Below are 22,399 nucleotides of genomic sequence, written 5' to 3' on the forward strand. Positions count from 1 at the left end.
ATATATTTTATTAAGGAGTAAAGTTATGAAAAAATTAGTAATTACATTAAGTATTATTTTGATTTCCTCGCTTATTTTCACTGAGAAAACTTCAGCTCATCCAGGTAGAACGGACAGCAACGGGGGGCATACGTGCAGAACAAACTGTGCAAAGTGGGGATTGAAGACAGGTGAATATCATTACCATAATGGTGGAGGATCCAGTACCAATTCAGCAAATAAAACCACAAGAAATGTAAACACCTCTCAACCTAAACCTAAACCAACCTATACACAAGCGGATGTCGATGAAGGGAAATCAAAAGGTAAGGCACGGGGTTATGATGACGGTTATAGTAGGAATACTAAAAATTCCGCAGCAGATACAGGGAATGAAGGATATAAAAAGGGGTATGCAGCAGGCTATGAAGCGGGCTATAAAGAAGGGATAGAAAAAATTAAACAAGAGGATTCTGAAGCTGGAACAAGCAGTGGTCTAATCGACGGAAAAAACGCGTTTCTCAAAGGAGAGAATCAAGAAGTTTCCAATAATACAGCCAAGTCTGCCGACTGGAATTCTGCCTATAAGATAGCTTTTGATAAATCATATAAACAGGAAAAAATTCTACTTCACTCTGAGCAAGTCGGCTTTAAATTAGGATATTCTCTTGCGGATTTAGACATTCCGTCTGAATTTACAAAAGAAGAAGCAGTCAGAAAGAATTTCGAGAAACATTATAAGACAGCTTATGACAAGCGGATAGCAGAAGTAAACCTAAAACATGGGAAATTAGGTATCAAGGACGGCTATGCCCTAAATTCACTGTCTATTAATTCTATCGATAGTAGATTTACTGACTCGTATAAAAAAGGGTACGAAGAGGGGAAATCAAAAAGAAAAGAAGAAGTCATGTTGGAGGGGTACAATCTTGCTTTCATTCAGCTGAAATATCAGGAATCGTATAAAAACGACAATGACCAACTTAGGGAATGGCATAAGGAAGGTTTTGACTCCAATCTAGTTGCTAGTGAAATTAAAGATACAGCCTTTGATCATGGCTACGAAAATTCAACATATATGATTTCGGATGAATTTACAGTTAATGAGGAAGCTGTCGCGTTATATGATTCACTATTTTATGAGGGACAGGAATTGAAGAGTCAGGAGAAGCAGCAGAAAATAAAAACTGTCGCAGGTGTTGCCTTACCAGTAGGAGGATTAGCTGCAGGAGGTTTTTTCCTGCGACAGCGAAGAGTGAAAAAGGGTTAACTTGATTTTCAGTATGCTGCTTTGGTTAAGGCAGTAATCTAAACACTTAAGTCGAACAATCATCATAAGTATGGCAGTTAAGCGTGCAGGGGATATTACGATTGACAAGAATGCTAGGTTGAAGAAGAAAATATTAGAGTGCCAGGAATTAGTTAGATAAAAGACAGACAACCTGGCACTCTTTTACGTTATTCCTTAAATTGTTTGGATGTAGAAAACGTGTAAGCAAGACACCTCACTCCTGCTATCTTAGCGGAGAAAAGGTGTCTTTCTTCTGTCTAGTGATTTTTATCTATCAGTTGATAGACGGGTCAGTTCAACTTTTTCATCATCTTCAGCATATTGCCGAGGTCAATGATCTGCGCAAACTTCATATTAGAATCGCAAATAGCATCCTTCTAAATATGTTTGCAAACCTGGTAACTTGTGCGTCAGTCAGTCTCCAAAAGGGATACCCAAACATATGCTGATATATAAGAATATGTTTGTGCCACTTACACAAGGAGAGGGGCTATCAGGTTCATGGCTGTAAAACCGCAGCAACTGCAAAGGGGCGACACGATAGGGATTGTAACACTTGGCAGTCCGTTGGCGGCTAATCGCATTACGGAAGGGATCCGGATGCTGCAAAGTATGGGATATAAAGTGGTCGTGGGGGAACATGTGTATTCTGCGAATGGCTTTCTTGCGGCAACTCCACGGCAAAGAGCTTCGGATTTAATGAAGATGTTTACAAATCCGGAAGTGAAGTTGATTTTACCTACGCGGGGCGGAGTCGGGGTGGCAAGTATTTTACCATTCCTAGATTTTACCGTCATTAAACAAAATCCTAAAATTGTTTCGGGTTACAGTGACATCACAATTTTATTAAATGTGCTATTTGAATATGCGGACCTCATCAGTTTTCAAAGTTTGTTATTGCTGGACTTTAATTCGAGAACTCCTGCATATAATTTCAATCAATTCTTTGCGGCGACATCGTCAGTCACTGCGCCGTGGCAAATTATTAACCCGCCTGAAGTGCCGCTTATTGGGGCGGTTCCCGGAAATGTTACAGGACCAATTGTAGGTGGAAATCTCACGTCATTCGTGGGCACCTTGGGCACATCGTATGAAATCAATACGGAAGGCAGAATTCTTCTTTTGGAAGAAACACATGAACCGGTCAATACAGTGTATCGATATTTAACCCACTTGGCGATGGCAGGGAAATTTGAAGATTGTGCAGGAATTATTATGGGACAATGTACTAACTGTGAAACGGCCTACGGAAAAAGCTATGTGGATTTGATCAATGAATTTCTAGTTCCGCTGGGAAAACCTTTATTGACCAACCTGGCCACTGCGCATGACTACTACAAAGCCGCCATACCTATTGGAGCCAGCATGAATATGGATACAGTGAATCGAAAGTTGACGGTGATGGAGCCGGTGGTAAAAGTATAGTCGAAAACTTTTACTGATATATGCACGGTTTGGGGGTATACTAATAAAGGTAGAATCTCTGCTTCCGTAAGATCAGGCATTTGATGAATAGATTGTCTTCAAAGACGACAAGAATAGTAGGTGAATGAAATGGGTAAATATCAATTAGACAGCAAAGGTCAGGCGTCTGTGGCAAAGTATCACGAAAAAAATAAGCCTGCCCAATTTGATAAAAAGCAGCATCTGGAAAAAATACGAGCAGAATATTTGAAGAAAAAGCAAAAACAAGCAGAGGAAAAATAAGATGACTCTGAGGCAGCGACGTCTTTTGGCGTGATACGGCTTCCTGAGTTTCCATTTAATGGAAAAGTAATGACTTTAGAAGACGTTAGATCCTTGTTACCTCAAGGGTTTGACGTTTTTTTTTATGAGTTCACAGTAGGTCTTAATTACTTGACGAAAATGTAAAATGAGAGTAATCTACAAAAGCTAGAGTGTAAAGATATAGTAAAGTAATGTTTTTTGAATTTACTGTCTACAAAATAAATAAAAGGTTGGTGCAAAATGATATATCTCAGAAGTAAAAAAGATGATCTTATGAACAACTTTTTAGGGATCTATGCAGCGGCTGTTTTAATGTTATGGATGAAAACATATATCACACAACTGTCCCAGTTTGAACTGGGTGTGGAAGGACCTTTTCAGCACTTCCTTTTACTATTAAACCCACTTGGTTCTGCATTGCTGTTCTTGGGAATTTCATTTTTATTTAGAGGAAAGAAAAAATATACAGCTCTCGTTGTCGTCTATCTGCTGATGTCTGTTCTTTTATATGCGAATGTAGTGTATTACCGGTTCTTTACTGATTTCATTACATTGCCTACACTTTTCCAGACACAGAACTTTGGAGATTTAGGCGGAAGTATTGCGACTTTATTGGAGCCTTATGATGTTCTGTTTTTTGTGGATGTATTTGTGATGTTCTATCTGAGGTTTTCAAAAAAGATTCGTAAAGAAACCAATCGTTTTGGATATAAAAGAGCAATAGCCATTGTTGCTGTTGCATTAGTCGTTTCCATTATAAACTTGGGACTGGCGGAAATGAGCCGCCCACAGTTATTAACACGGGGTTTTGACAGAAACTATATTGTGAAGTATTTAGGAATGTATAACTATTCGATTTATGACTCTGTAGAAACGATGGCTGCCTCATCGCAGCGGGCTTTGGCGGACAGCAGTGATAGTACAGATGTGATCAACTATACGCATGCTAACTATGCTGAACCGAATGGAAAATATTTTGGTGCAGCAAAGGGAATGAACGTCATCTACTTACATTTGGAATCGTTCCAGAACTTTCTGATTGACTACAAATTAAACGGCGAAGAAGTGACGCCATTTTTAAATTCCTTGACAAAAGATCAGAATACCATGTATTTCGATAACTTCTTCCATCAAACAGGCCAGGGGAAAACTTCTGATGCGGAATTTATGCTGGAAAACTCGTTATTCGGACTGCCTCAAGGGTCTGCTTTCATTACGAAGGCACAAAATACGTATCAGTCGGCTCCTGCTATTCTAAAGGATTTTGGTTACACATCGGCTGTATTCCACGGCAATAACGGAAGTTTTTGGAACCGGAATGCCATGTATAAATCATTTGGCTTCGATCACTTTTTTGATGCCAGTTATTACGATACTAGTTCTGCAAAAGATATGGCTGAGTATGGTTTATTGGATAAACCTTTCTATGAGCAATCGGAGGATTACTTGCGTTCGCTGCCGGAGCCTTTTTATACGAAGTTTATTACGGTAGGAAATCATTATCCCTATAAAATGGATCAGGACTTAGTTACCATCGATAAAGCCAATACGGGAGATGTCAGCGTTGATGATTATTTCCAAACCGCGCGTTATACTGATGAAGCCATCAAAGAAGTCTTCGATCAATTAAAAGAGCTGGGTTTATATGATCATTCGATGATTGTTCTCTATGGCGATCATTATGGTATTTCAGATAATCATAAAAAAGCGATGGGACAAATTATGGGGAAAGACATTACCCCAGTTGAAAGTGCAGATTTACAACGCGTCCCGTTGTTCATACATGTACCTGGAATGCAGGGTGGAATTGACCATACGTATGGTGGACAGACAGACCTTCTGCCGACGTTATTGCATCTATTGGGAATTGATACGAAAAACTATGTTCAATTTGGTTCCGATTTAATTTCCGACGAACATAATGAAGTAGTGCCGTTTAGAAATGGCGGTTTTGTCAGCCCGACGATTTATTCAATCAATGACAAATTTTATGACAGTAAAACAGGACTGCTGTTGGCTGACGATCAATTGGAGTCTGCTAAAGCTGTCAAAAAAGAAGTGGATTATAAATTGGGGCTTTCCGATAAAGTGGTGAATGGTGATTTATTGAGATTCTATACGCCAAAAGGATTTACGCCGGTTGATCCTGCTCAGTACAATTATGGGAAAGATGCAGCTGTTGAGTCTGATGAATGATTGAAAAAATTTTATTGCATCATACACTGAGAGGTATGGAACTAGGGTGAGACCTTGTTCTGTACCTTTTATTTTGTTAATTCAGCAGGGGAAGGTATCACGTTCACAAACAAACCAGAAATAATTAGCGTATGATCGATACGCAGGTATAGCCGTCGATAAAAGCATTATAAAGAGAGGGCGGATAGGATGAATAAGCAAGTTGATGAATTGGTTTTGCTATTGCTGCATTTGACTTCATGGGAAGAGGATGAGCTGCCTGATGGAATAAAAAGAAGCTGGAAAGGTTACCCGTTCAGTTCCTTGGATGATTTGCAGGCGGACGATCTGATTAGGGGAAGCAATCATTCTAAATCAGTTTATCTGACAAAGGCAGGCATTGAAAAAGCAGAGTATTTGCGGGAAAAGTATCAAGTAGACAGATGAAAGATGTCACAGATAAATGGTTCCTTTTTGAGAACAGCCATCATAAGTAAACAGAAGCAGTCCGATGAATGATTCCGGGCTGCTTCACTTTTTTTATAATGGCAGTTTGATAGAAAGATGCAGCGGGTATCTTTAAATAACAAGCAATAATTAGCTTATGTATAAATACATTTGTTCCTCTGCCAGTTCTAACAGCAGTGCCTGTCTCATAAACTTCCAAGTAGACAACCAACAAGAAAAGGGTGATTCCAATGAAAAAAACTTTATTCGCAATTATGATCTTAATTCTCGGCTTTTCCTATACTGCGCCCGCTGGTACGGCTTCCGCGGCAGTGAACAGCGGACTGTCTCCAGACGATGGGTTAATCCTGACCTATTCACCTTCATTCACCGCTCCTGCAAAGGAAACATTCCATGTGAAGAAGGAAGGGACATTTACGTATTTACACAATAAAAAAAGTCAGCAATATCCCGAGTTGGCCAATTTAGTATATATTGAAGACGATTTCGGACTGTCGGCCAGTTTAGGTTATTCGGATTTTGTTTTTGTAAGTACGCCTTACCCGCTAAAGCAAGGATCCACTTTCATGCAAAGTGATCACTTTGATGACTATAAAGTTCTCGTTGAAAATACGGCAAAGACTGTAAAAGTAAAAGCCGGTACTTTTAAAAATACAGTCATTCTGAAATATCCGGACGGTTCCCGGGTGTATCTCGCTAAAGGAATCGGCATGATTAAAATTACGGATGCCGCCGGAAAAATGACGACTGAACTTGCAGCTGTTAAAGCAGGGAAATAATTTTCCATCATAGCTGTGAATCCTTATTGAAAATCCCGTCATTTTAGAACTGGCGGGATTTTCTATAGTGTTAGAGAACTTGCACCTGGACATTCACTCATCTGAATGAATTTCTGGAAAGAAGCACAGACTACATATAATTTTATGGAACTTGCTGCATGCAGTAAATTTCGTAAGTTAGAGCGTGAAAACAGCAGCTGAAAAAGTATGATTACTAATCAAAAATTTACAAGGTGGGACTTACATTGAATCTAATACACGTCAGAAAAGGCCAATTCGTTTATTATAACCATAAGCTGCATCAAGTTTATTCGGTGAAAGCTTTTTTTAAGCAGTCCATTCACTTGATTCGGCTTGAAGATTTTGAACAGCAGCTCGCAACGGCTAAAGAAATTACTTTGTATAAACCAAAGCATATGGACAGTTTTATGGTGAACCATAAACGCTACACATTGCACAAAGACGTGAAGGCCAAAGTTGGCGATTACATTTTAATCATCAATCCCCAGCCGGATTCCTTGGATCATCACCATCTTCATGCGATAGAAATGGTGTCTTCTATTGAAGCGAATGGTGTCATCAGCAATAAATCCAACGGAATAAAACATAACGAGTATTGGGTTATGATACCGGGGCTAGAGGAAGGCGCGACTGTTATTGATAGGGAATATCCTAATGCAAATTATTTAACTGAACAGGAAGAGGAAAAGCCGGAAATCAGTATGCCTAGATCATATACACCTAAAATAGGCGATGTGTATCAATGTAACTATAGTGAACCAGTCATTCAGGCGATGGTCGTTGCGATTCAGGAGGAGACAGTCTTTTTAGGCGGAGATCTTGAAGTGTCAATGGATGAGCTGACTGATGCTGAATCCTGGAGCTTTGTGCACAGCATACTGAATCGGTAATTTGTGAGCTGAGCCATATGTAAAGGTACCTGTGCAATACAGGTACCTTTTTGACGTTACATTTCTATTCCAGCTATCCCAAATCCTCCGGGCCCGGAATGTGTAGAAATCATAGCACCGGCTTCAATCCACATACTCTGTTCGAATCCCATTTCATGTGCCACTTCATTGATTCGTTGTTTGACCGTGTCGCTGAGTCCGATGGAGTAGATAAAGTAAATTTGCTGGCGGTCGATATCGTACTGCTGCAAATAATCGAGCAGTAACTTTTCAGCAACTTTGCTCATTTTACCATGATATTTTTTAGTGGAAACCAGCTTACCTTCAACTAATTCAATACATGGTTTTATTTTCAGCAAAGCCCCTCCAAGATAGGCCATATTGCTGACTCGTCCGCCTGCTCTTAAAAAATCCAAGCTGCCGGGAAGAAAAGCCAGTCTGCTTTTAGGGATTTTTGATTCAATTCTTTCCAGCAGATGAGCCGGAGCAATATCGGGTTCTTTCTCCAGCAAAGCAGCCGCATACATGACCACTGCAGCTAATCCGCCTGTAACATTTAACGCATCAAGTAAATAAATATTTTCTTCATCTTCCGCCGCCAGCAACGCATTTTGAAAGGAAACAGATGCTTTAGACGTATATCCGACATGAATGATGACGCTGTCAGGATATTCCGTTCTAATCTTCTTGAAAAACTCCTGATACTCATGAACATTCGTCGCCGACGTGGAAGGGATCTTTTTCGTGCGGTCATAATATTCGTAAATTTCTTGTACGGGCAGATGTCCGTCTAAATAGTCTTGGCCATCCATGATGACGTGCATAGGTATTACTTGAATATTATAATTTATTGCCAAAGATACCGGCAGATCGGCTCCGCTCTCAGTCGATAAAATGATTCTTCCCAATGAATATCGCCCCCAACTTTCATTCTATTAAACCAGCTTAGTAAATTTACTTTAACTATACAGTAAAAGTGGCGGGGATATGTCGAAAAATTTAAAATGATTGAAAGGGATAGCGGAATCATAAAAAAATGGATCAAGCGGTATGCCTGATCCAAATCTTTTTTGGTGCCTGTGTGGGAAACATTCATGAAAGTTCGAACAAACATGAATGGTTGAACTTTCACGTTTGTTTTGTGCACAGGCACCCTTTATTGCTGCATTTTACCCGCTGTATAACCGCCATCTACTGCAAGTGTGACGCCGCTGATTGATTTTGCAAGGTCTGAGCATAGGAATACGACAGCATTGGCTTGTTCTTCTGCCGTAGACATTCTTCCGGCTGGAAGTGATTTCAGAACTCCCTCGTATTGTTCGGGATTAGATTTAGACCAATGCTCAATTGCTGGTGTTATAGTGGCACCAGGTGCAATGGAATTAATAGTAATGCCTTTTTGTCCGTATTCCAATGCAACTGATTTGGTTAAACCGGCAATTGCATGTTTAGATGCAGTGTAGGGAGCCATGTTCGGTGAACCTTCAATACCAGCGCCTGACGCTGTATTGACAATTGCACCACCGCCAGATTTCAGCATGGCGTTTATTTCATGCTTGATGCAGTAAAAAGTGCCGTACAGATTTACTTGCAGTGTAATATCCCAATCTTTTGTTTCCATTTCACCGATCGGTACAAGACCCTTGTTAATGCCAGCATTATTGTGTGCAAAGTCCAGCTTGCCAAATGTTTCAACTGTTTTATTCACAAGTGCGATTACCTGCTCTTCGTCACTGACATCACATTTTAAAAAGGCCGCTTCACCGCCGTTATCTTTGATCATTTGTACGGTTTCTTGCCCGGCTTCTTCACTGACGTCGGACACCATGACTTTTGCGCCTGCTTTTGCCAATGCGATTGCAGCAGCTCTGCCGATTCCTGAGCCTGATGCTGTGACTAATCCTGCTTTTCCTTCCATCATTCCTGTCATGAAAAACACTCCTTCATAAAGTATTATTTGCTTTTATTACTAAATCATGTACATTATTAGCTTCCTTCATTAAGACAATATACGCCCCAAATCTAGTTAAATCAAATATTTAGTTTAATGGCTAACTATTTCTCTGCTGTAAGTAATTGTGAGCTTTCCGATCAGGAATGAGTATATAGCATAAAAACTGAATCAAATAGACTTTCTCCTAATAAAAATGGTTTCTTTCCACATTTTTGGGGAAGGCTTTTAGTATGTGAATATTTTCTTTTCGAGAAGGATACGAAATCTTATATTGAATTAATGAAGGAGGAGTTCTGTTGGATATGAACACTAATGGAAAGAATAAGGATCAGCAGGAGATGCAACGTAAAACACTAACAACGCGCCAAGGCCATCCTGTGAGAGATAATCAGAATATCCGTACTATTGGTGACCGAGGTCCCGCTACACTTGAGAATTATCATTTTATCGAGAAGATCTCCCATTTTGACCGAGAAGAAATTCCTGAACGTGTCGTCCACGCGAGAGGTGCCGGTGCATTCGGGTACTTTGAAACGTATGGCAAGGCCGGCGACGAACCAGTGGAAAAATATACTCGGGCCAAAGTGTTTTCAGGCGAGGGGAAAAGAACACCGCTATTGGTTAGATTTTCGACTGTAGCAGGAGCGAAAGACTCTCCTGAAACTGCACGAGATCCACGGGGATTTGCAGTGAAAATGTACACAGAAGACGGGAACTGGGACTTAGTCGGGAATAACTTGAAAATTTTCTTTATCCGGGATGCGATGAAGTTTCCCGATATGATCCATGCGTTCAAAGCTGATCCTGTATCGAATATACCGAATCCACAGCGGATGTTCGATTTTGTTTCACGCTCGCCAGAAGCGATGCACACCATTACCCTGTTATTTTCACCTTGGGGCATCCCGGCGACTTACCGCCACATGCAAGGGTCTGGTGTAAACACGTATAAGTGGGTGAATGAAAAAGGGGAAGCTGTATTGGTGAAATATCATTGGGAACCTAAACAAGGTATTCGCAATCTGCTGCAAGAGGAAGCAGACGCGATCCAAGCGAAGAACGTTGGACACGCTACACAAGATTTATATGAAGCGATCGAGCGGGGGGACTATCCGGAATGGGAATTGTTTGTCCAGATTATGGACGACGATTATCATTCGGAACTCGATTTTGATCCTCTCGATAATACGAAGATTTGGCCGGAAGATCAGTTTCCTTGGTTACCGGTCGGGCGCATGGTATTAGATCGGAACCCGAAAGATTATCATACGGATATTGAGCAGGCTGCTTTCGGAACCGGGGTTCTGGTCGACGGAATGGACTTCTCAGATGATAAAATGCTGCAAGGCCGCACATTCTCCTATTCTGACACGCAGCGTCACCGGGTAGGCACCAATTACTTGCAATTACCTGTCAACGCTCCTAAGACAGAGGTCCATACGAACCAACAGCGCGGGCAGATGGATTATCGGGGCCCGAATGATCCGGATGAAAATTCGCATATCAATTATGAGCCATCCTTACTTGGCGGGCTCGAGGAAGCGCATGCTGACAACAGACCACTACACCGCCCGACTTTTAACGCGGCTGCCATGAGTGCGCCGATCGACCGTCCTAATAATTATGGGCAAGCAGGTGAAACATTTAGACAGTTCGAGGAATGGGAACGGGAAGAGCTGATCAAAAATCTTTCGGAAGCTTTGGCTGGATGTGACTCTCGTATTCAAGAAAAGATGGTGGAACATTTTACTCAGGCTGATGAAGAATATGGCCGCCTAGTCAAAGAAGGCATCGAGAAAATAATGAAAGAAACGATTGAAACGGAGAAAGAACAGGCCGTTCCGGGTCGTGAATCAGGAAAGACGAAATTTGGACAAGGAACAGTGAAGGCGAAAGAGGCTGCGGAAGACGCAGTCGATCAAGGACATGAGGCAGATCCTTACTAAAGCTGTAATATTGAAACTCCTACATTCACCGGATGTAGGAGTTTTTTTAGGTTATATCAAAATTAGTGAATCTTGATATCAGGTCACCTCATAATTAGATGCTATTCAGAAAAAAATTAAGAAATTCAGTACCCCAGTGCGAAGTGCCAAATTTCCGTAAAACTTCTATACGAGTTTGGATTTTTTTCGAATGGTATTTCACATATGGCTAACAATTGAAAAGGTATGTTTATGGAAAAAACTAATTAATTAGAACTAAATTTCAAGACTAAAATCTTTAAGGCTATTTTATTAGTGAACGTTAAATATTTTTAATATTTAGATAGCAAACTATGATATAATTTACTGAAATAACATAATTTTTCATAATTAAGAGGAAATGAGGGATGAAAATGTATTTGGAAGATATTTTACCGAAAATGAGCAAGCTTTATTTGGGAAGAATCGTCGATAGTTTTTTAAAAGATGTACGCATGGAGACTGAAGAAGAAATGCGGGAAGTTATCCTTAAGAATCTTGATGAATTTCAGAATAAAGAGAGAGTGAAGAGTTATCTGGACTTTAGCAATGAAACCCGCGATATTGCTTTATTAAATGAACTCATTTTGATGGCATTAATGGAGAAAGAGGGATACCTGTTGAATGAAGCTAACCTCTATAAAGAAGTTGAGGATATGGAACGGTCGATACTTAAACAAAGTCAAGACGACAATTATATAAGTCGTTTTATACCACATGACACTAACAGAATCTATAGTGCTGTATTAGATGAAGCATGGAAGAAAGACGAGTCATTGAATGAACATGAAATCAATATTTTGGAAGTGCTGAGAAGAGAGCTTGACTTGTCTAAAAGAGATCATTATTTGTTGGAGAGCAGGATCGGACGCTTTCCTCAAAAAAATAATATTTTACACACTCATCAGCAAATCGGAAGATCTTTAATTAATCTACAAGTTAGAGGATTGGTTCTGAGATTTAAAGACGATGCATCCACTACATTATTCCTACTGATATTGCCCGAATTCTGCGATATGAGATGGGCGGAGAGTTGCGAAATGAAGTGTATGAAACGTTACTGGCTGATCTAAGTGTCGTTCAACTTCGTGGCATTCTCCATCATCATCAATTTAATACAAGCGGAGTAAAAGAGGCATTAGTTGAGAGAATTATAAAGCATGGGATTCTGCCTTCAACAGCACTCAAAGTATTTGGAACAAAAGAACTTTCAGAAATCTTAAGGAAGCTCGAGGGAGCAAAAATCAGCGGAACCAAGAAAGAAAAGATACAAAATATCATTGATTATTATGAAATGCTATCTTCTCCTACTTCTTCTGATCCAACTGATGAAAGAGCACGTCTATACGATTTTTATGAAGAATTAGCTGCCAGGGATTATAAGTCACTGCGGGTTAATAAAATAATAGACAAAGATATTGAAGTGGAGAATTACTTCGAGGAAGCTACGCGCTATATATTTCAACGAAAGTTTGGGTTGGAAACTTTAGAAATGGAAGGCACGCGACATGCTGATGGGAAATTGCAATTCAACAAGCAGGAAGTAGTTCTGTGGGACAACAAAAGCACGGAAGCTCCGTATAATTTTCCCGATACCCATTTTAAACAGTTTTTACGCTATATCCGTTCTGAAAAAATGCGAGTTACATTATTCCTGATTGTCGTTCACGACTATACGAAGGAGGCTGTGGCACAAGCGCAAAAATTAAAAGCATTTTCTGAGGAGGATACAGATATAGGGTTGATTAAAGCTGGCGACTTGAAATACGTGGCTGAACAATGGGAGAAGTTCTCTGATCAAAAACAGCCTGTGTTTAATTTGCAAGTTTTCAACATGACAGGTGAGCTTTCGAGAAATGTTTTATTAAGCAGAATGGAGTGGGCGTTAAAGGGCACGATTAAAATTTAACATTAAAAGAAGAAGAGACTTAGAGGTGACTCAGTCACAGCTTGGTCTCTTCTCAAAAAAGTGCCGTTACTCCAATTAATCATGCTTATTTAAACTAATTTGTTTTTTGCACATAGGCTCCTCTGTAACTCAACTTCAATAAGGCATATAAGGCTGCAATGGCGTATTGATCACCGACAGAGGAATTTCAACTCTTTCAATCTGCAGTTCATAAGGGGAGGGTTTGCGGTTGGCTACGAGCAGTTCGCTGCTAGTCAGTCCGTATTGCTTCGCTATGCTCTCCACAGTATCTTCGCTGTCCATCTCATGGACATTGCGGATTTTCTCTACTGTGCAGGCAGATTGTTTAAAGGTCGGTTGTTTAGACAGAGGATCGACGAAATCGATCGTCAGTTCATTTGCGGCTTCTTTTTTATCCAAGTTGCCGAAATGAAACGGCACAAAGACGAGTCCCTTCTGTACGGTCTTGCCGATATGGGGAGGCAGCTCAATTTCTCCCTCAATGATGTCCATTGTCCTGCCTCTAAACTGGTCTTTCCCGAATGTCTGAGCATCGTCAGAGGTCGCATGGAATGTGAAATCCGAATATAGCCGGGTAGCCTGTAGAATCTTCCGTTGGGGCAGGCCAGCGCATGCCGCTGCAGAAGACGCGGTCGATCAAGGACATGAGGCAGATCCTTACTAAAGCAGAAATGGAAAAATTCTCACCTTACTACTGAATGTGGGAGCTTTTTATGTGGCTAGATTTGATTGGAGTGATCACGACGCCAGTATTTTTTTGCATCGCAAGTAGGAATTCCATGCTACACTTAAAGAAAAAAAGTGGTGAATTATAATGAGGAAAATTGAAACTGTTTCATTAATAGGACTGGGAGCCGTTGGTGCGGCTTATGGCAGCCGTCTGCACACAGCACTGGGGGATACATTCCGAGTAGTTGCCGATGATAAGCGTATTACACGATATAAAAAAGAAGGAATCTGCGTGAACGGTGTGGTGCAAAACTTTCATTATGCGACTCCAGATACTGGCACGGCGGCTTCTGATCTGGTTATTTTTGCTGTGAAAAATGCAGAACTCCTGCAAGCTATGGAAGACGTCAAACATGTGATCGGGCCTGATACGATTATCATGTCTTTACTGAATGGTATTTCGAGCGAAGAAGAGATTTATTCAACCTTCCACAACGAACACATCTTACACAGTATCAGCGTGGAAATTGACGCGGTCAGACAAGGCAATGAAACCACTTTTAGTACATTGGGAAGAATAGAATTCGGATACAGAGACAACTCGATGACAGATGATGTGCTGGCAGTGAAAGAATTGTTCGAACGAGTAGGCATCCAATACAGAATTCCAGATAATATACTGCATACGATGTGGTGGAAATTCATGATAAATGTCGGCATCAACCAAACTTCCGCAATATTACGGGCGCCATACGGGGTGTTCCAATCTACTCCCAGTGCCTATCGGCTAGTTGAGGATGCAATGTGGGAAGTCGTGGCACTTTCTCAACAAACAGGCGTAAATCTTTCTGAACAAGATATAAAATCGTTTTGGCCGATCCTGAACAATCTTTCACCGTATGGAAAAACTTCTATGCTGCAGGATATCGAGGCGGGAAGAAAGACGGAAGTGGAATTTTTGGGTGGAGTAGTTTGTGAAAAAGGCGATCAATATGGCGTGTCTGTGCCTGTGAATAAACAGCTTGTTCGGTTGATTGAAGTGATGGAGGAGATGGCCAACAATGACTCTCTGTCCTTTGAGGAGTAGTATACTTCCCATGTAAATGCAGAGGCTTCTTTTTTAACTTAAAGAAGCAGCTCCTTCAGCTCATTTTCATATGTACTTTTAACATGTTTGTTCATTGAACGGTATGGATAATATTTCCACGCATTTTATGCAATATAATATTGCTCGGTAACCTGCTCCTTTTATGAATCCCTCTTTTTTAAATTGACATGATCGGCAGTGCCGTCTTTTCCTATGATGAATTGCAGCTCATAGTGCCCCGGTTGATACATGATATTCGTTTCACCGGTTGCCTCAATCAAATGGGTATCTGCGGGATCGCCGAGTTCTTGGTACAGAATTATTTCTGTGATGCCGCCCAGGTTGGTTTGGCGTTCGATGTTTGTGCCAAAGTAGCGAGCTTCTTCCAGAACTTCGTTGCCATCAAATTTGAAAGCGATAGAAGGACTGCCCATGGAACCATGATAATGCTCGAAGTCACCTTTCATTTCTTCCGGTTCCCCGATTTCCTGATGAATCTCTTCGCGGGTGGTCTTGCCGATTATCCATTGAGTGCCTTGTCTATAAACGATCCCTTTTTTTGCATCGTTCGTTAATTCTTTTAGCATATTGATCGCCATCTGCTGCTGTTCATCCTCTGCTGAACTTTCAGAGGACTGATCTGCTATGTTTTCTTTATCTTCAGAATCGGCTGCTGGCTTTTCTGTTCCTGTCTTTTGTTCAGGCTTAGAGACTGTTTTGTCCGGTGTTTCATTCGTGGTGGGAGACTGGCTGTTGACTGTCTCTTGGCTAGTGTCTGTAGATTGGGCGCATCCTGCGAATAAAGAAGACAGTATGATGAAACTGCCAGCAAGTTTTATCTTGTTCATGAAAATCTCTCCTTTGCCAGTGTTATTCTCTATTTTTCCCTCCCGTTCGTATGGGTAAACCCCAACATTGGTGGGTGCCTGTGCGCTAAACAATCATGTTAATTTGAACATTCGCGATTGTTTGAACAAACATGAAAGATTGAACTATCATGTTTGTTTCGTTCATCGTTCACGAACGCTCTTGAATGATTATGGAAATGTATATGATCTGATATATCTTATTCAAATTAATAATTTAAATAATTTGTTAAAACGCAGTAGAGTTATATAGAACGTTAGGAGATGAGGGAATGGAAGATTGGCTTGTAAGTTTACAGACGGATACAGCGCAAAAGGGGGGGAACTGGCCATCAAACTTGCGAGAAAAGGAGTCACCTATACACAGACATCAAGTACGGTTATATTCAAAATGAATGTTATGTATGAGATAAAGGTATTTTCCTAGACTTATGAAAACCCTCCTGCAAGGAAGTTTCAGTGCGGGAGGGTTTTCAATATCTATTGCTCAGTACGGTAGAAGAATCAACGTATTACTCGAGTGAACGTTTAAGCACTTGCTTACCAGTAACTAATTGTATGGGTAAATTTTTGCACGTGGACTTGCTCTTTCGGATGACTTTATTTACACCTGAATCCCTAATGCCATTTCGAGATATGGTTTTACAAAGCATTTCCCACATTTGTTACGCACCTCTCAACTAACTCAACTCCGATAAGGCATATAAGGCTGCAATGGCGTATTAATCACCGACAGAGGAATCTCAACTCTTTCTCCAATCTGCAGTTCATAAGGAGAGGATTTGCGGTTGGCTGCGAGCAGTTCGCTGCTAGTCAGTCCGTATTGCTTTGCTATGCTCTCCACAGTATCTTCGCTGTCCACCTCATGAACATTGCGGATTTTCTCTACTATGCAGGCAGATTGTTTAAAGGTCGGTTGTTTAGACAGCGGATCGACGAAATCGATCGTCAGTTCATTCGCGGCCTCTTTTTTATCCAAGTTGCCGAAATGAAACGGTACAAAGACGAGTCCTTTCTGTACGGTCTTGCCGATACGGGCAGGCACCTCAATTTCTCCGCGCGGTGTGGTGATGCGCACAACTTCTCCCTCAATGATGTCCATTCGTTCGGCGTCATCTGCATGCACTTCAACGTAAGCATGCTGCGCTGCCATATGAAGCATCGGAGAACGAGCTGTTTTGGTGCGTGTATGCCAATGCCAGACGAGCCGGCCGGTTGTCAGCCACATTGGATATTCGCTGTTCGGTTCTTCATAAGGGGGCAGATATCTCGTCGGGTGCAAGATCGCTCTGCCGTCCGCACCGATATTCTCGAATTCTTCCTTCGTGTGCGCCCTGCCTGTAAACTGGTCTTTTCCGAATGTCTGTGCATCGTCAGGGGTCGTATGGAAGGTGAAATCCGAATAAAGCCGGGTGGTGCCTGTGGAATCTTCCGTTGGGGCAGGCCAGCGCATGCCGTTAAGTTTTTCTAATTTTTCATATGTCATGCCAGTCATATCGCAAGGACGGCCTTTGGAAACGACTTTCCACTCTTCAAAGGCTTCTTGCGGTGTAGAATATTGAATTAATGGATTGCCGTCTTTGTCCTGGAAATCCATTCTCTTTGCAAAATCAAGAAGCACTTCAAAATCGGACTTGACTCCCTCTGGCGGCTCCACGGCTTTGCGCAGTATATTAATCGTACGGTCGGCATTTTCCATCGTACCTTCTTTTTCACCCCAAAGTGCAACGGGCAGCATGACGTCTGCAATTGCCGATGTTTCAGTCAAGAAGGGATCTTGAACGACTACAAACGTCTTTTCCAATGCTTTGCGTGCACGTTTCCGGTTAGGAAGAGAGACGAGTGGATTAGTCCCAATATTCCAGAACAGACCGATTTCGTCTTGTTCGATCATCGCTATAATATCTTCAATACCTTTTTCAGGTCCTGCAGGCAAGTTTTTGGCTTCGACGTTCCAGAGTTCTGCCATTTCTTCTATATGCTTAGGATTCATTGGGTTTCGATGTGCCGGATAGGTGCCGACACCGCCTGCTGTCCGGTTTGCTGATGAACTCGGCTGGCCTGCCATATGGAGTGGGCCGCTTCCCGGCTTGCCGATCAATCCGCGGATCAAATGAAGATTGTTCACGGCCACGCAAGCTGTCGTTGCTTCGGCACTCTGATAGACTCCTTGCAGAGTAGTCGTGACCAGAGTTGGCGTTTCGGCGAGGGCCTCAACAGCAACAGTCAGGGTTTCCAATGGAATACCGGTCAGCTCCGCCGTTTTTTCGAGCGTCCAATCCTCCACGGAATCTTTCATTTTGTCATAGCCGACTGTATAATTTTCAATGAATTCCCGATCGACCGCGCCTTTCTGGATCACCTCTCGAACAATGCCGTTATAAAGCGGCACATTGGTTGCCGGCTTTAATTGCAAATGAAGATCCGCTTCTTTTGCCGTCAATGTCTCTCTTGGATCAATTACAATCAGATACGGCTTGCCCGTGCGTTTTTTGCGCTCCATAATTCGTTCAAAAAATACAGTCCCTGTCTCTGCTGGGTTATGACCGAATAATACTAAAGTATCCGTTTCATCCACATCAGCATAAGAGGCAGGCGTGCCGTCCGCGCCAAACGACTGTAGTAAGCAGAATTCTGTGGTCGCTGTACAGAGCCGAGTATTCGCATCGAGCAAATGTGTCTGCAGTCCGGCTCTTCCTATTTTGGCAATCGAATAATAGTCTTCCAGAAATCCCTGTCCAGTCGAATAAATACTGACACTGTTAGGACCTAGCTTGTCAATCGTCTGCTTCGCTTTTTCTGCAATTAAGCTCATCGCATCGTCCCAGGAAGCCGGCTGCAGTTCGCCGGCTTCGTTGCGGATCATCGGCGTCAGCAAACGGTCAGGCGCGTTATTCGCATGCCACTGGTTCTCTCCTTTAGGGCCCAGTCTGCCTCGGTTGATCGAATGCCCAGCATTTCCTTTGATGCCGACAATCTTGTCATCTTTAACGCCAATATAGCAGCCGCAGCCAATCGAACAAATATTGCATGTGCTGTACACCCAACGTTCTACGTCTCCTTGGCTGTAAATATTCTGGTCAACCCGTTCATTCTCCCAACTCAAAAAAATCCCTCCTCTATGGTCATGCAGGCAAGTAAAAGGTAGATATTACATACTTGACCTTAGCAAATCCGTAAACGCTTTCCATTTCATTCGCAGCTTCGTCAAATGAATTCTTCATCTGATCCATTGCTATTTTGACATCGGGCACAATAGCTTTTGACGGCAGTTTCATCCAATCCACTGCACGAGTCCATGATTGAAAAAAGGAATTAGCCATTTCATTTGCATGGTAGGCTATTGAGCAGTCATTTTTAAAAGACTCAATCGGCGGATGGTCTTCCTTCTGACGCAGGACATACAGAAGTGACAGAAGAGCTTCCTGCTGCTTCTGCAAGGTTTCTTTTAATAAAGTGAGCAATGGATGGTCGTACAGCTGAATTTTCTCTATTGCCTGATCAGAAGCTTGAGAGGCACGCGTGAATAGTAGTTCTAAATCGGTCATCAACTTTTATCCCTCCTCTAATTTCACAATTACTTTCCTGTTTTCCCATAAAATGCTCTCCTAAACTAGTGTTCTGAATACCCCGAATTAAGTGCGGGCTATTTATTCGCAGTTTTTTGATATATATGATGTAGCATTCCGAAAAAGGCTAGCATCCATGTCGCTAATGCAATATAAAACATGATCTTCGGGATGATCAATAAAAAAGGAAGTTGCAGTGCTTTAGATAGTTGGAATGTACCTGCCACGTACATGGAAAGCGGGAAGACCATTCCCCATATTTGCGGGTCATAGCTGAGCGGATAATGGTGGTAGAAGTAACGCCATAACATCAAAATGAAAAGCAGCGGAATCCACCAAGTGCCTGTAATCCAGAAGAACAGAGTAAAACCCTTTAAAAAAGGAGTAATTTCCTGCAGCATGGGCCAATACTTGGCATGCAGAATTAGCATGGAGCCTGCCAGCGTAGTAATTGCCACAGCCCCCATATTGATCCAGTAAGGCGGGGACAGAGCGGCGTACTTGAGGTCTACAAATGTGAAACGATAAAAGATCAGCGTGATGATGTTTAAATAAAGCATACACCCAAGAAAATACATACACAGCGTGGAAAACAACACGATAGTACGTCCTGATACCAAATGAGGAGAAAGAAGAGTTCCCAGAATCGATATGGACTGAGTGGCAACAGCGGCAATTAGCCAGGCACCGTTAATTCCCTGAGCTATAGCAGGTTTGTTCTTACGTATGGTGACAGCCGTGAAAAAAGTATACATAATAACGATCCATAGAAAGATCGCGAGCACCCACAGCCAGACGGCAATCCGGTGATGACCTCCGATAATGATTAATTGGCTGCCGAACATAGCCGTTCCTGCTATCAAGGTAAAAAAACTGGGTCCAAGCTTATGGCTGATTAAGTCCTTGCAAAAATCTGGAAAGTAAAAAAATAAACGAATCAATGTAAGGAACCAAAGTACGATGAATGCTGCAATATTGACGGCCAGAAAGAGTTTTGAAATGAATACCATCTTCAACAAAAAGGAACTAATCGACAGCGCACCTGTTGCCATGATCAAGGCAAAATACCCCGGAAACAGATTCTGCGCTTGTTTTTTCAGTAGGGTAAACATACTTTCACTCCTTATTCGTGGTGCCTGCGCATAAAACTAACACAGATACTACAGAATACCCGTCTTGGGACATAGGAAAACCGAGTCGAGTAGGTGCCAACAGCCCAATAGGTGCCTGTGCGCTAAACAATCCTGTTAATTTAAACATTCACGATTATTTGAACAAACATGAAAGGGTGAACTTACATGTTTGTTTCGTGCACAGCGTTTAATGTGAAATAAGTCAAGTCCCACATTTCACGTATTTTGACCGCACGAAACCAAAGCTTCAAAGTACCATTTTTTTGAAACTCAACAATCACAGAACTTCTATCAGGGGCGTCTTTCCGTAGCGGGAAAGGTCTTGTATTTTCATTCCACAGGGATACATCCTATTAAATTCAAACTCTTTTCTTTCACGTTTTATCCGTATTTGTGGAACAAGACCCATAACGCTGTGCAACGAGGTCCAGATGGCCTCAGGCACCTCTTCCTATGTGGCCTCCGCTCCGGAAAGACGCCTGTTTTTATTCTCCATGACCAATCAACGAGTGGCGGATATTGCTTGGATTACTGTATGACAAACCGATCGTAAAATAGAGCTTGTTTCGCTTGATTTCGCAGCTTGCCGGCGATCACTTTCTGCAGCACATAGTCCGGCTGCTGACTTTGGTAGAGCGTCTGCTGTTTCCGCATCGCATAGGCGAGACGCAGGATTCGATTGCCGATCGCAATGAAGGCTTGGCCCGTCAACTTTCCCCGTTCCTTCAGCCGTTGGTAATGCGCATTCATTTCAGGATTGAAGAGGGCGGTACATTTGCCCGCCTGATAGACCACACTTCGAAAGGGAGCCCGCACCTGTTTGGAGATCGCAAAGTGGCTGGCCGCCTTGCCCCCTGACTGCTTGACGACCGGATTGGTGCCGGCCATTTTGATGAGTTGGCTGGCACTTGTGAAGGCCTCCAGATCCCCCATCTCCGCCGTCAGTTCTGCCGCCAGGGTCACACCAATGCCGGGTATACTCAGCAGGATGCCCCCATCGGTCAGAAGAAGCAGGTGTTCAATGACTTCCTCCAGCTCCGCAATCTGTCGCCGGATAAGTTCGTATTCATCCAGCTTCAACCGGAGGAGGAGCAGTTCACTGGTCAGTGCTTCCTTCGGCTTGGAGATGCTTTCCTCGGCATAGGTCAACAGTCGTTCAATGGCTGTCTGACGCAACTTTAGGTTGTGGGTTTTCGACAGGTTTCTCAGCCCTTCCTGCCCCAATGCGAGGATATCCGAAGGATGTGGATAATGTTTCATCAAGAAGAGGGAGGTTTTGGACGTGAACTCATCGAACACCTTGACGAGCTGGTTTTTCCCGTCCCTCCGTACATTTTTCCCTTGGAATTCACGGAAGATATGATCCATATACAGTCGGATCCGGTTAATACAACGGGTCTGTTCATCCACCATCCTTCGTCTCGCGCGGGTCAGTGTCTGCAGCTGTTCCAGATCCTCCCGCTTCTTTCGGCTGGTCTCTCCGTGCCCCTGCAGGAGGGTCTGCACAATGGCATTCAGATCCACCCGGTCGGTCTTCGAATAATTTAACAGCTTTCTCCGTTCCTCTGCGGTGGTCGCTGCGTTCACCACACGAACCAGGTACCCTTCTTCATCACATACCCGCACCAAATCCTCATAGTAATGAGCAGTGGTCTCAATCCCTAAAATGACATCCGTTAACTGATAGGCTTCACGTGTCCGGTCAATCTCTGTCTTCAACACCTGGAACCCGGTAGAAGATCCATCGAATTCAAAGGGCCCTTTCAAAATATCTCCATAGATCGTACAGATAATGGCCGTGTTCACATACTTCGCTGCGTCTACAGCGACGATACAATAGTGATCCGCCTCTCTACTGCGCATGAGGCGACTCCAATTACTTCCGTTTCTCCCGTG

General features: G+C 42.4%; 20 protein-coding genes. 12 read left to right on the top strand and 8 right to left on the bottom strand.

Features of this window, described 5'->3' with window-relative positions; all coding sequences use genetic code 11:
* Positions 1-25 precede the first annotated feature (25 nt).
* The 7 genes from GDZ68_RS04670 to GDZ68_RS04695 all read left to right on the top strand — a co-directional run bounded on the left by GDZ68_RS04670 (position 26) and on the right by GDZ68_RS04695 (position 7,331).
* Complete coding sequence (locus GDZ68_RS04670; RefSeq protein ID WP_153721101.1) at positions 26-1,249, top strand: YHYH domain-containing protein; 1,224 nt, start codon at positions 26-28, stop codon at positions 1,247-1,249.
* A 522-nt stretch (positions 1,250-1,771) separates the two neighbouring features.
* On the top strand, positions 1,772-2,695 hold the full coding sequence (locus tag GDZ68_RS04675) for a S66 peptidase family protein (RefSeq protein ID WP_153721102.1): 924 nt from the start codon (positions 1,772-1,774) through the stop codon (positions 2,693-2,695).
* A gap of 129 nt (positions 2,696-2,824) precedes the next feature.
* Positions 2,825-2,977, top strand: coding sequence for a hypothetical protein (locus GDZ68_RS18055; protein WP_194841060.1), 153 nt, complete (start codon positions 2,825-2,827; stop codon positions 2,975-2,977).
* 261 nt (positions 2,978-3,238) lie between these two features.
* Entirely contained in the window at positions 3,239-5,194 is a 1,956-nt protein-coding gene (locus GDZ68_RS04680; protein ID WP_153721103.1) for an LTA synthase family protein, read from the top strand.
* Positions 5,195-5,383: 189 nt separating this feature from the next.
* Positions 5,384-5,620: a DUF6429 family protein gene (locus GDZ68_RS04685; RefSeq protein WP_153721104.1), complete on the top strand. Its 237-nt coding sequence runs from the start codon at positions 5,384-5,386 to the stop codon at positions 5,618-5,620.
* A gap of 251 nt (positions 5,621-5,871) precedes the next feature.
* On the top strand, positions 5,872-6,420 hold the full coding sequence (locus GDZ68_RS04690; RefSeq protein WP_153721105.1) for a hypothetical protein: 549 nt from the start codon (positions 5,872-5,874) through the stop codon (positions 6,418-6,420).
* A gap of 245 nt (positions 6,421-6,665) precedes the next feature.
* A complete protein-coding gene (locus GDZ68_RS04695) occupies positions 6,666-7,331 on the top strand; it encodes a hypothetical protein (protein WP_153721106.1) in 666 nt (221 codons plus the stop codon).
* A gap of 56 nt (positions 7,332-7,387) precedes the next feature.
* Here GDZ68_RS04695 and GDZ68_RS04700 read toward each other — a convergent pair whose 3' ends face one another.
* Together GDZ68_RS04700 and GDZ68_RS04705 are read right to left on the bottom strand one after the other, a co-directional pair.
* Positions 7,388-8,239, bottom strand: a complete 852-nt coding sequence (locus GDZ68_RS04700; protein ID WP_153721107.1) for a DegV family protein — start codon at positions 8,237-8,239, stop codon at positions 7,388-7,390.
* A gap of 248 nt (positions 8,240-8,487) precedes the next feature.
* Positions 8,488-9,261, bottom strand: coding sequence for an SDR family NAD(P)-dependent oxidoreductase (locus GDZ68_RS04705; RefSeq protein WP_153721108.1), 774 nt, complete (start codon positions 9,259-9,261; stop codon positions 8,488-8,490).
* Between the two features lie 326 nt (positions 9,262-9,587).
* On the opposite strand from GDZ68_RS04705, the gene GDZ68_RS04710 reads away from it, so the two are divergent.
* The 3 genes from GDZ68_RS04710 (at position 9,588) to GDZ68_RS04720 (ending at position 13,158) form a co-directional block, all read left to right on the top strand.
* Positions 9,588-11,231 (top strand): catalase, encoded by a 1,644-nt coding sequence (locus GDZ68_RS04710; RefSeq protein ID WP_153721244.1) that lies wholly within the window; start codon positions 9,588-9,590, stop codon positions 11,229-11,231.
* A 386-nt stretch (positions 11,232-11,617) separates the two neighbouring features.
* Positions 11,618-12,322, top strand: a complete 705-nt coding sequence (locus GDZ68_RS04715; protein ID WP_153721109.1) for a hypothetical protein — start codon at positions 11,618-11,620, stop codon at positions 12,320-12,322.
* Positions 12,283-13,158 carry an SAP domain-containing protein gene (locus GDZ68_RS04720; RefSeq protein WP_153721110.1) on the top strand — a complete coding sequence of 292 codons (876 nt, stop codon included), beginning with the start codon at positions 12,283-12,285 and terminating at the stop codon, positions 13,156-13,158. The genes GDZ68_RS04715 and GDZ68_RS04720 overlap by 40 nt, the downstream gene beginning before the upstream one ends.
* Before the next feature lie 135 nt (positions 13,159-13,293).
* On the opposite strand, the gene GDZ68_RS04725 is transcribed toward GDZ68_RS04720, so the two are convergent.
* Positions 13,294-13,671: a molybdopterin dinucleotide binding domain-containing protein gene (locus GDZ68_RS04725; protein WP_153721111.1), complete on the bottom strand. Its 378-nt coding sequence runs from the start codon at positions 13,669-13,671 to the stop codon at positions 13,294-13,296.
* A gap of 322 nt (positions 13,672-13,993) precedes the next feature.
* Here GDZ68_RS04725 and GDZ68_RS04730 point away from each other — a divergent pair, with 322 nt between their 5' ends.
* Positions 13,994-14,935, top strand: a complete 942-nt coding sequence (locus tag GDZ68_RS04730) for a ketopantoate reductase family protein (RefSeq protein WP_153721112.1) — start codon at positions 13,994-13,996, stop codon at positions 14,933-14,935.
* A gap of 161 nt (positions 14,936-15,096) precedes the next feature.
* Here the strand turns inward: GDZ68_RS04730 and GDZ68_RS04735 are convergent, their stop codons facing one another.
* Complete coding sequence (locus GDZ68_RS04735; protein ID WP_153721113.1) at positions 15,097-15,783, bottom strand: DUF4309 domain-containing protein; 687 nt, start codon at positions 15,781-15,783, stop codon at positions 15,097-15,099.
* A gap of 298 nt (positions 15,784-16,081) precedes the next feature.
* On the opposite strand from GDZ68_RS04735, the gene GDZ68_RS18390 reads away from it, so the two are divergent.
* Positions 16,082-16,228: a hexameric tyrosine-coordinated heme protein gene (locus GDZ68_RS18390; RefSeq protein WP_408020117.1), complete on the top strand. Its 147-nt coding sequence runs from the start codon at positions 16,082-16,084 to the stop codon at positions 16,226-16,228.
* Between the two features lie 258 nt (positions 16,229-16,486).
* Here GDZ68_RS18390 and GDZ68_RS04740 read toward each other — a convergent pair whose 3' ends face one another.
* The 4 genes from GDZ68_RS04740 to GDZ68_RS04755 form a co-directional block, all read right to left on the bottom strand.
* Positions 16,487-18,907, bottom strand: a complete 2,421-nt coding sequence (locus GDZ68_RS04740) for a molybdopterin-dependent oxidoreductase (protein ID WP_153721114.1) — start codon at positions 18,905-18,907, stop codon at positions 16,487-16,489.
* 19 nt (positions 18,908-18,926) lie between these two features.
* A complete protein-coding gene (locus GDZ68_RS04745) occupies positions 18,927-19,352 on the bottom strand; it encodes a hypothetical protein (protein ID WP_153721115.1) in 426 nt (141 codons plus the stop codon).
* A gap of 95 nt (positions 19,353-19,447) precedes the next feature.
* Complete coding sequence (locus GDZ68_RS04750; RefSeq protein WP_153721116.1) at positions 19,448-20,482, bottom strand: tellurite resistance/C4-dicarboxylate transporter family protein; 1,035 nt, start codon at positions 20,480-20,482, stop codon at positions 19,448-19,450.
* 549 nt (positions 20,483-21,031) lie between these two features.
* Positions 21,032-22,366, bottom strand: a complete 1,335-nt coding sequence (locus tag GDZ68_RS04755) for an IS110 family RNA-guided transposase (protein WP_228551012.1) — start codon at positions 22,364-22,366, stop codon at positions 21,032-21,034.
* Positions 22,367-22,399 lie beyond the last annotated feature (33 nt).

It is taken from the genome of Sporosarcina cascadiensis, assembly GCF_009650995.1.
In the GTDB taxonomy this organism is placed as follows: Bacteria; Bacillota; Bacilli; order Bacillales_A; family Planococcaceae; genus Sporosarcina; species Sporosarcina cascadiensis.

Bases quoted from the DNA above. Each gene is read 5' to 3' on its own strand.
- GDZ68_RS04670 (WP_153721101.1), top strand. From the start codon at position 26: ATGAAAAAATTAGTAATTACATTAAGTATTATTTTGATTTCCTCGCTT.
- GDZ68_RS04675 (WP_153721102.1), top strand. From the start codon at position 1,772: ATGGCTGTAAAACCGCAGCAACTGCAAAGGGGCGACACGATAGGGATT.
- GDZ68_RS18055 (WP_194841060.1), top strand. From the start codon at position 2,825: ATGGGTAAATATCAATTAGACAGCAAAGGTCAGGCGTCTGTGGCAAAG.
- GDZ68_RS04680 (WP_153721103.1), top strand. From the start codon at position 3,239: ATGATATATCTCAGAAGTAAAAAAGATGATCTTATGAACAACTTTTTA.
- GDZ68_RS04685 (WP_153721104.1), top strand. From the start codon at position 5,384: ATGAATAAGCAAGTTGATGAATTGGTTTTGCTATTGCTGCATTTGACT.
- GDZ68_RS04690 (WP_153721105.1), top strand. From the start codon at position 5,872: ATGAAAAAAACTTTATTCGCAATTATGATCTTAATTCTCGGCTTTTCC.
- GDZ68_RS04705 (WP_153721108.1), bottom strand. From the start codon at position 9,261: ATGACAGGAATGATGGAAGGAAAAGCAGGATTAGTCACAGCATCAGGC.
- GDZ68_RS04710 (WP_153721244.1), top strand. From the start codon at position 9,588: ATGAACACTAATGGAAAGAATAAGGATCAGCAGGAGATGCAACGTAAA.
- GDZ68_RS04715 (WP_153721109.1), top strand. From the start codon at position 11,618: ATGAAAATGTATTTGGAAGATATTTTACCGAAAATGAGCAAGCTTTAT.
- GDZ68_RS04725 (WP_153721111.1), bottom strand. From the start codon at position 13,671: ATGGACATCATTGAGGGAGAAATTGAGCTGCCTCCCCATATCGGCAAG.
- GDZ68_RS04730 (WP_153721112.1), top strand. From the start codon at position 13,994: ATGAGGAAAATTGAAACTGTTTCATTAATAGGACTGGGAGCCGTTGGT.
- GDZ68_RS04735 (WP_153721113.1), bottom strand. From the start codon at position 15,783: ATGAACAAGATAAAACTTGCTGGCAGTTTCATCATACTGTCTTCTTTA.
- GDZ68_RS04750 (WP_153721116.1), bottom strand. From the start codon at position 20,482: ATGTTTACCCTACTGAAAAAACAAGCGCAGAATCTGTTTCCGGGGTAT.
- GDZ68_RS04755 (WP_228551012.1), bottom strand. From the start codon at position 22,366: ATGCGCAGTAGAGAGGCGGATCACTATTGTATCGTCGCTGTAGACGCA.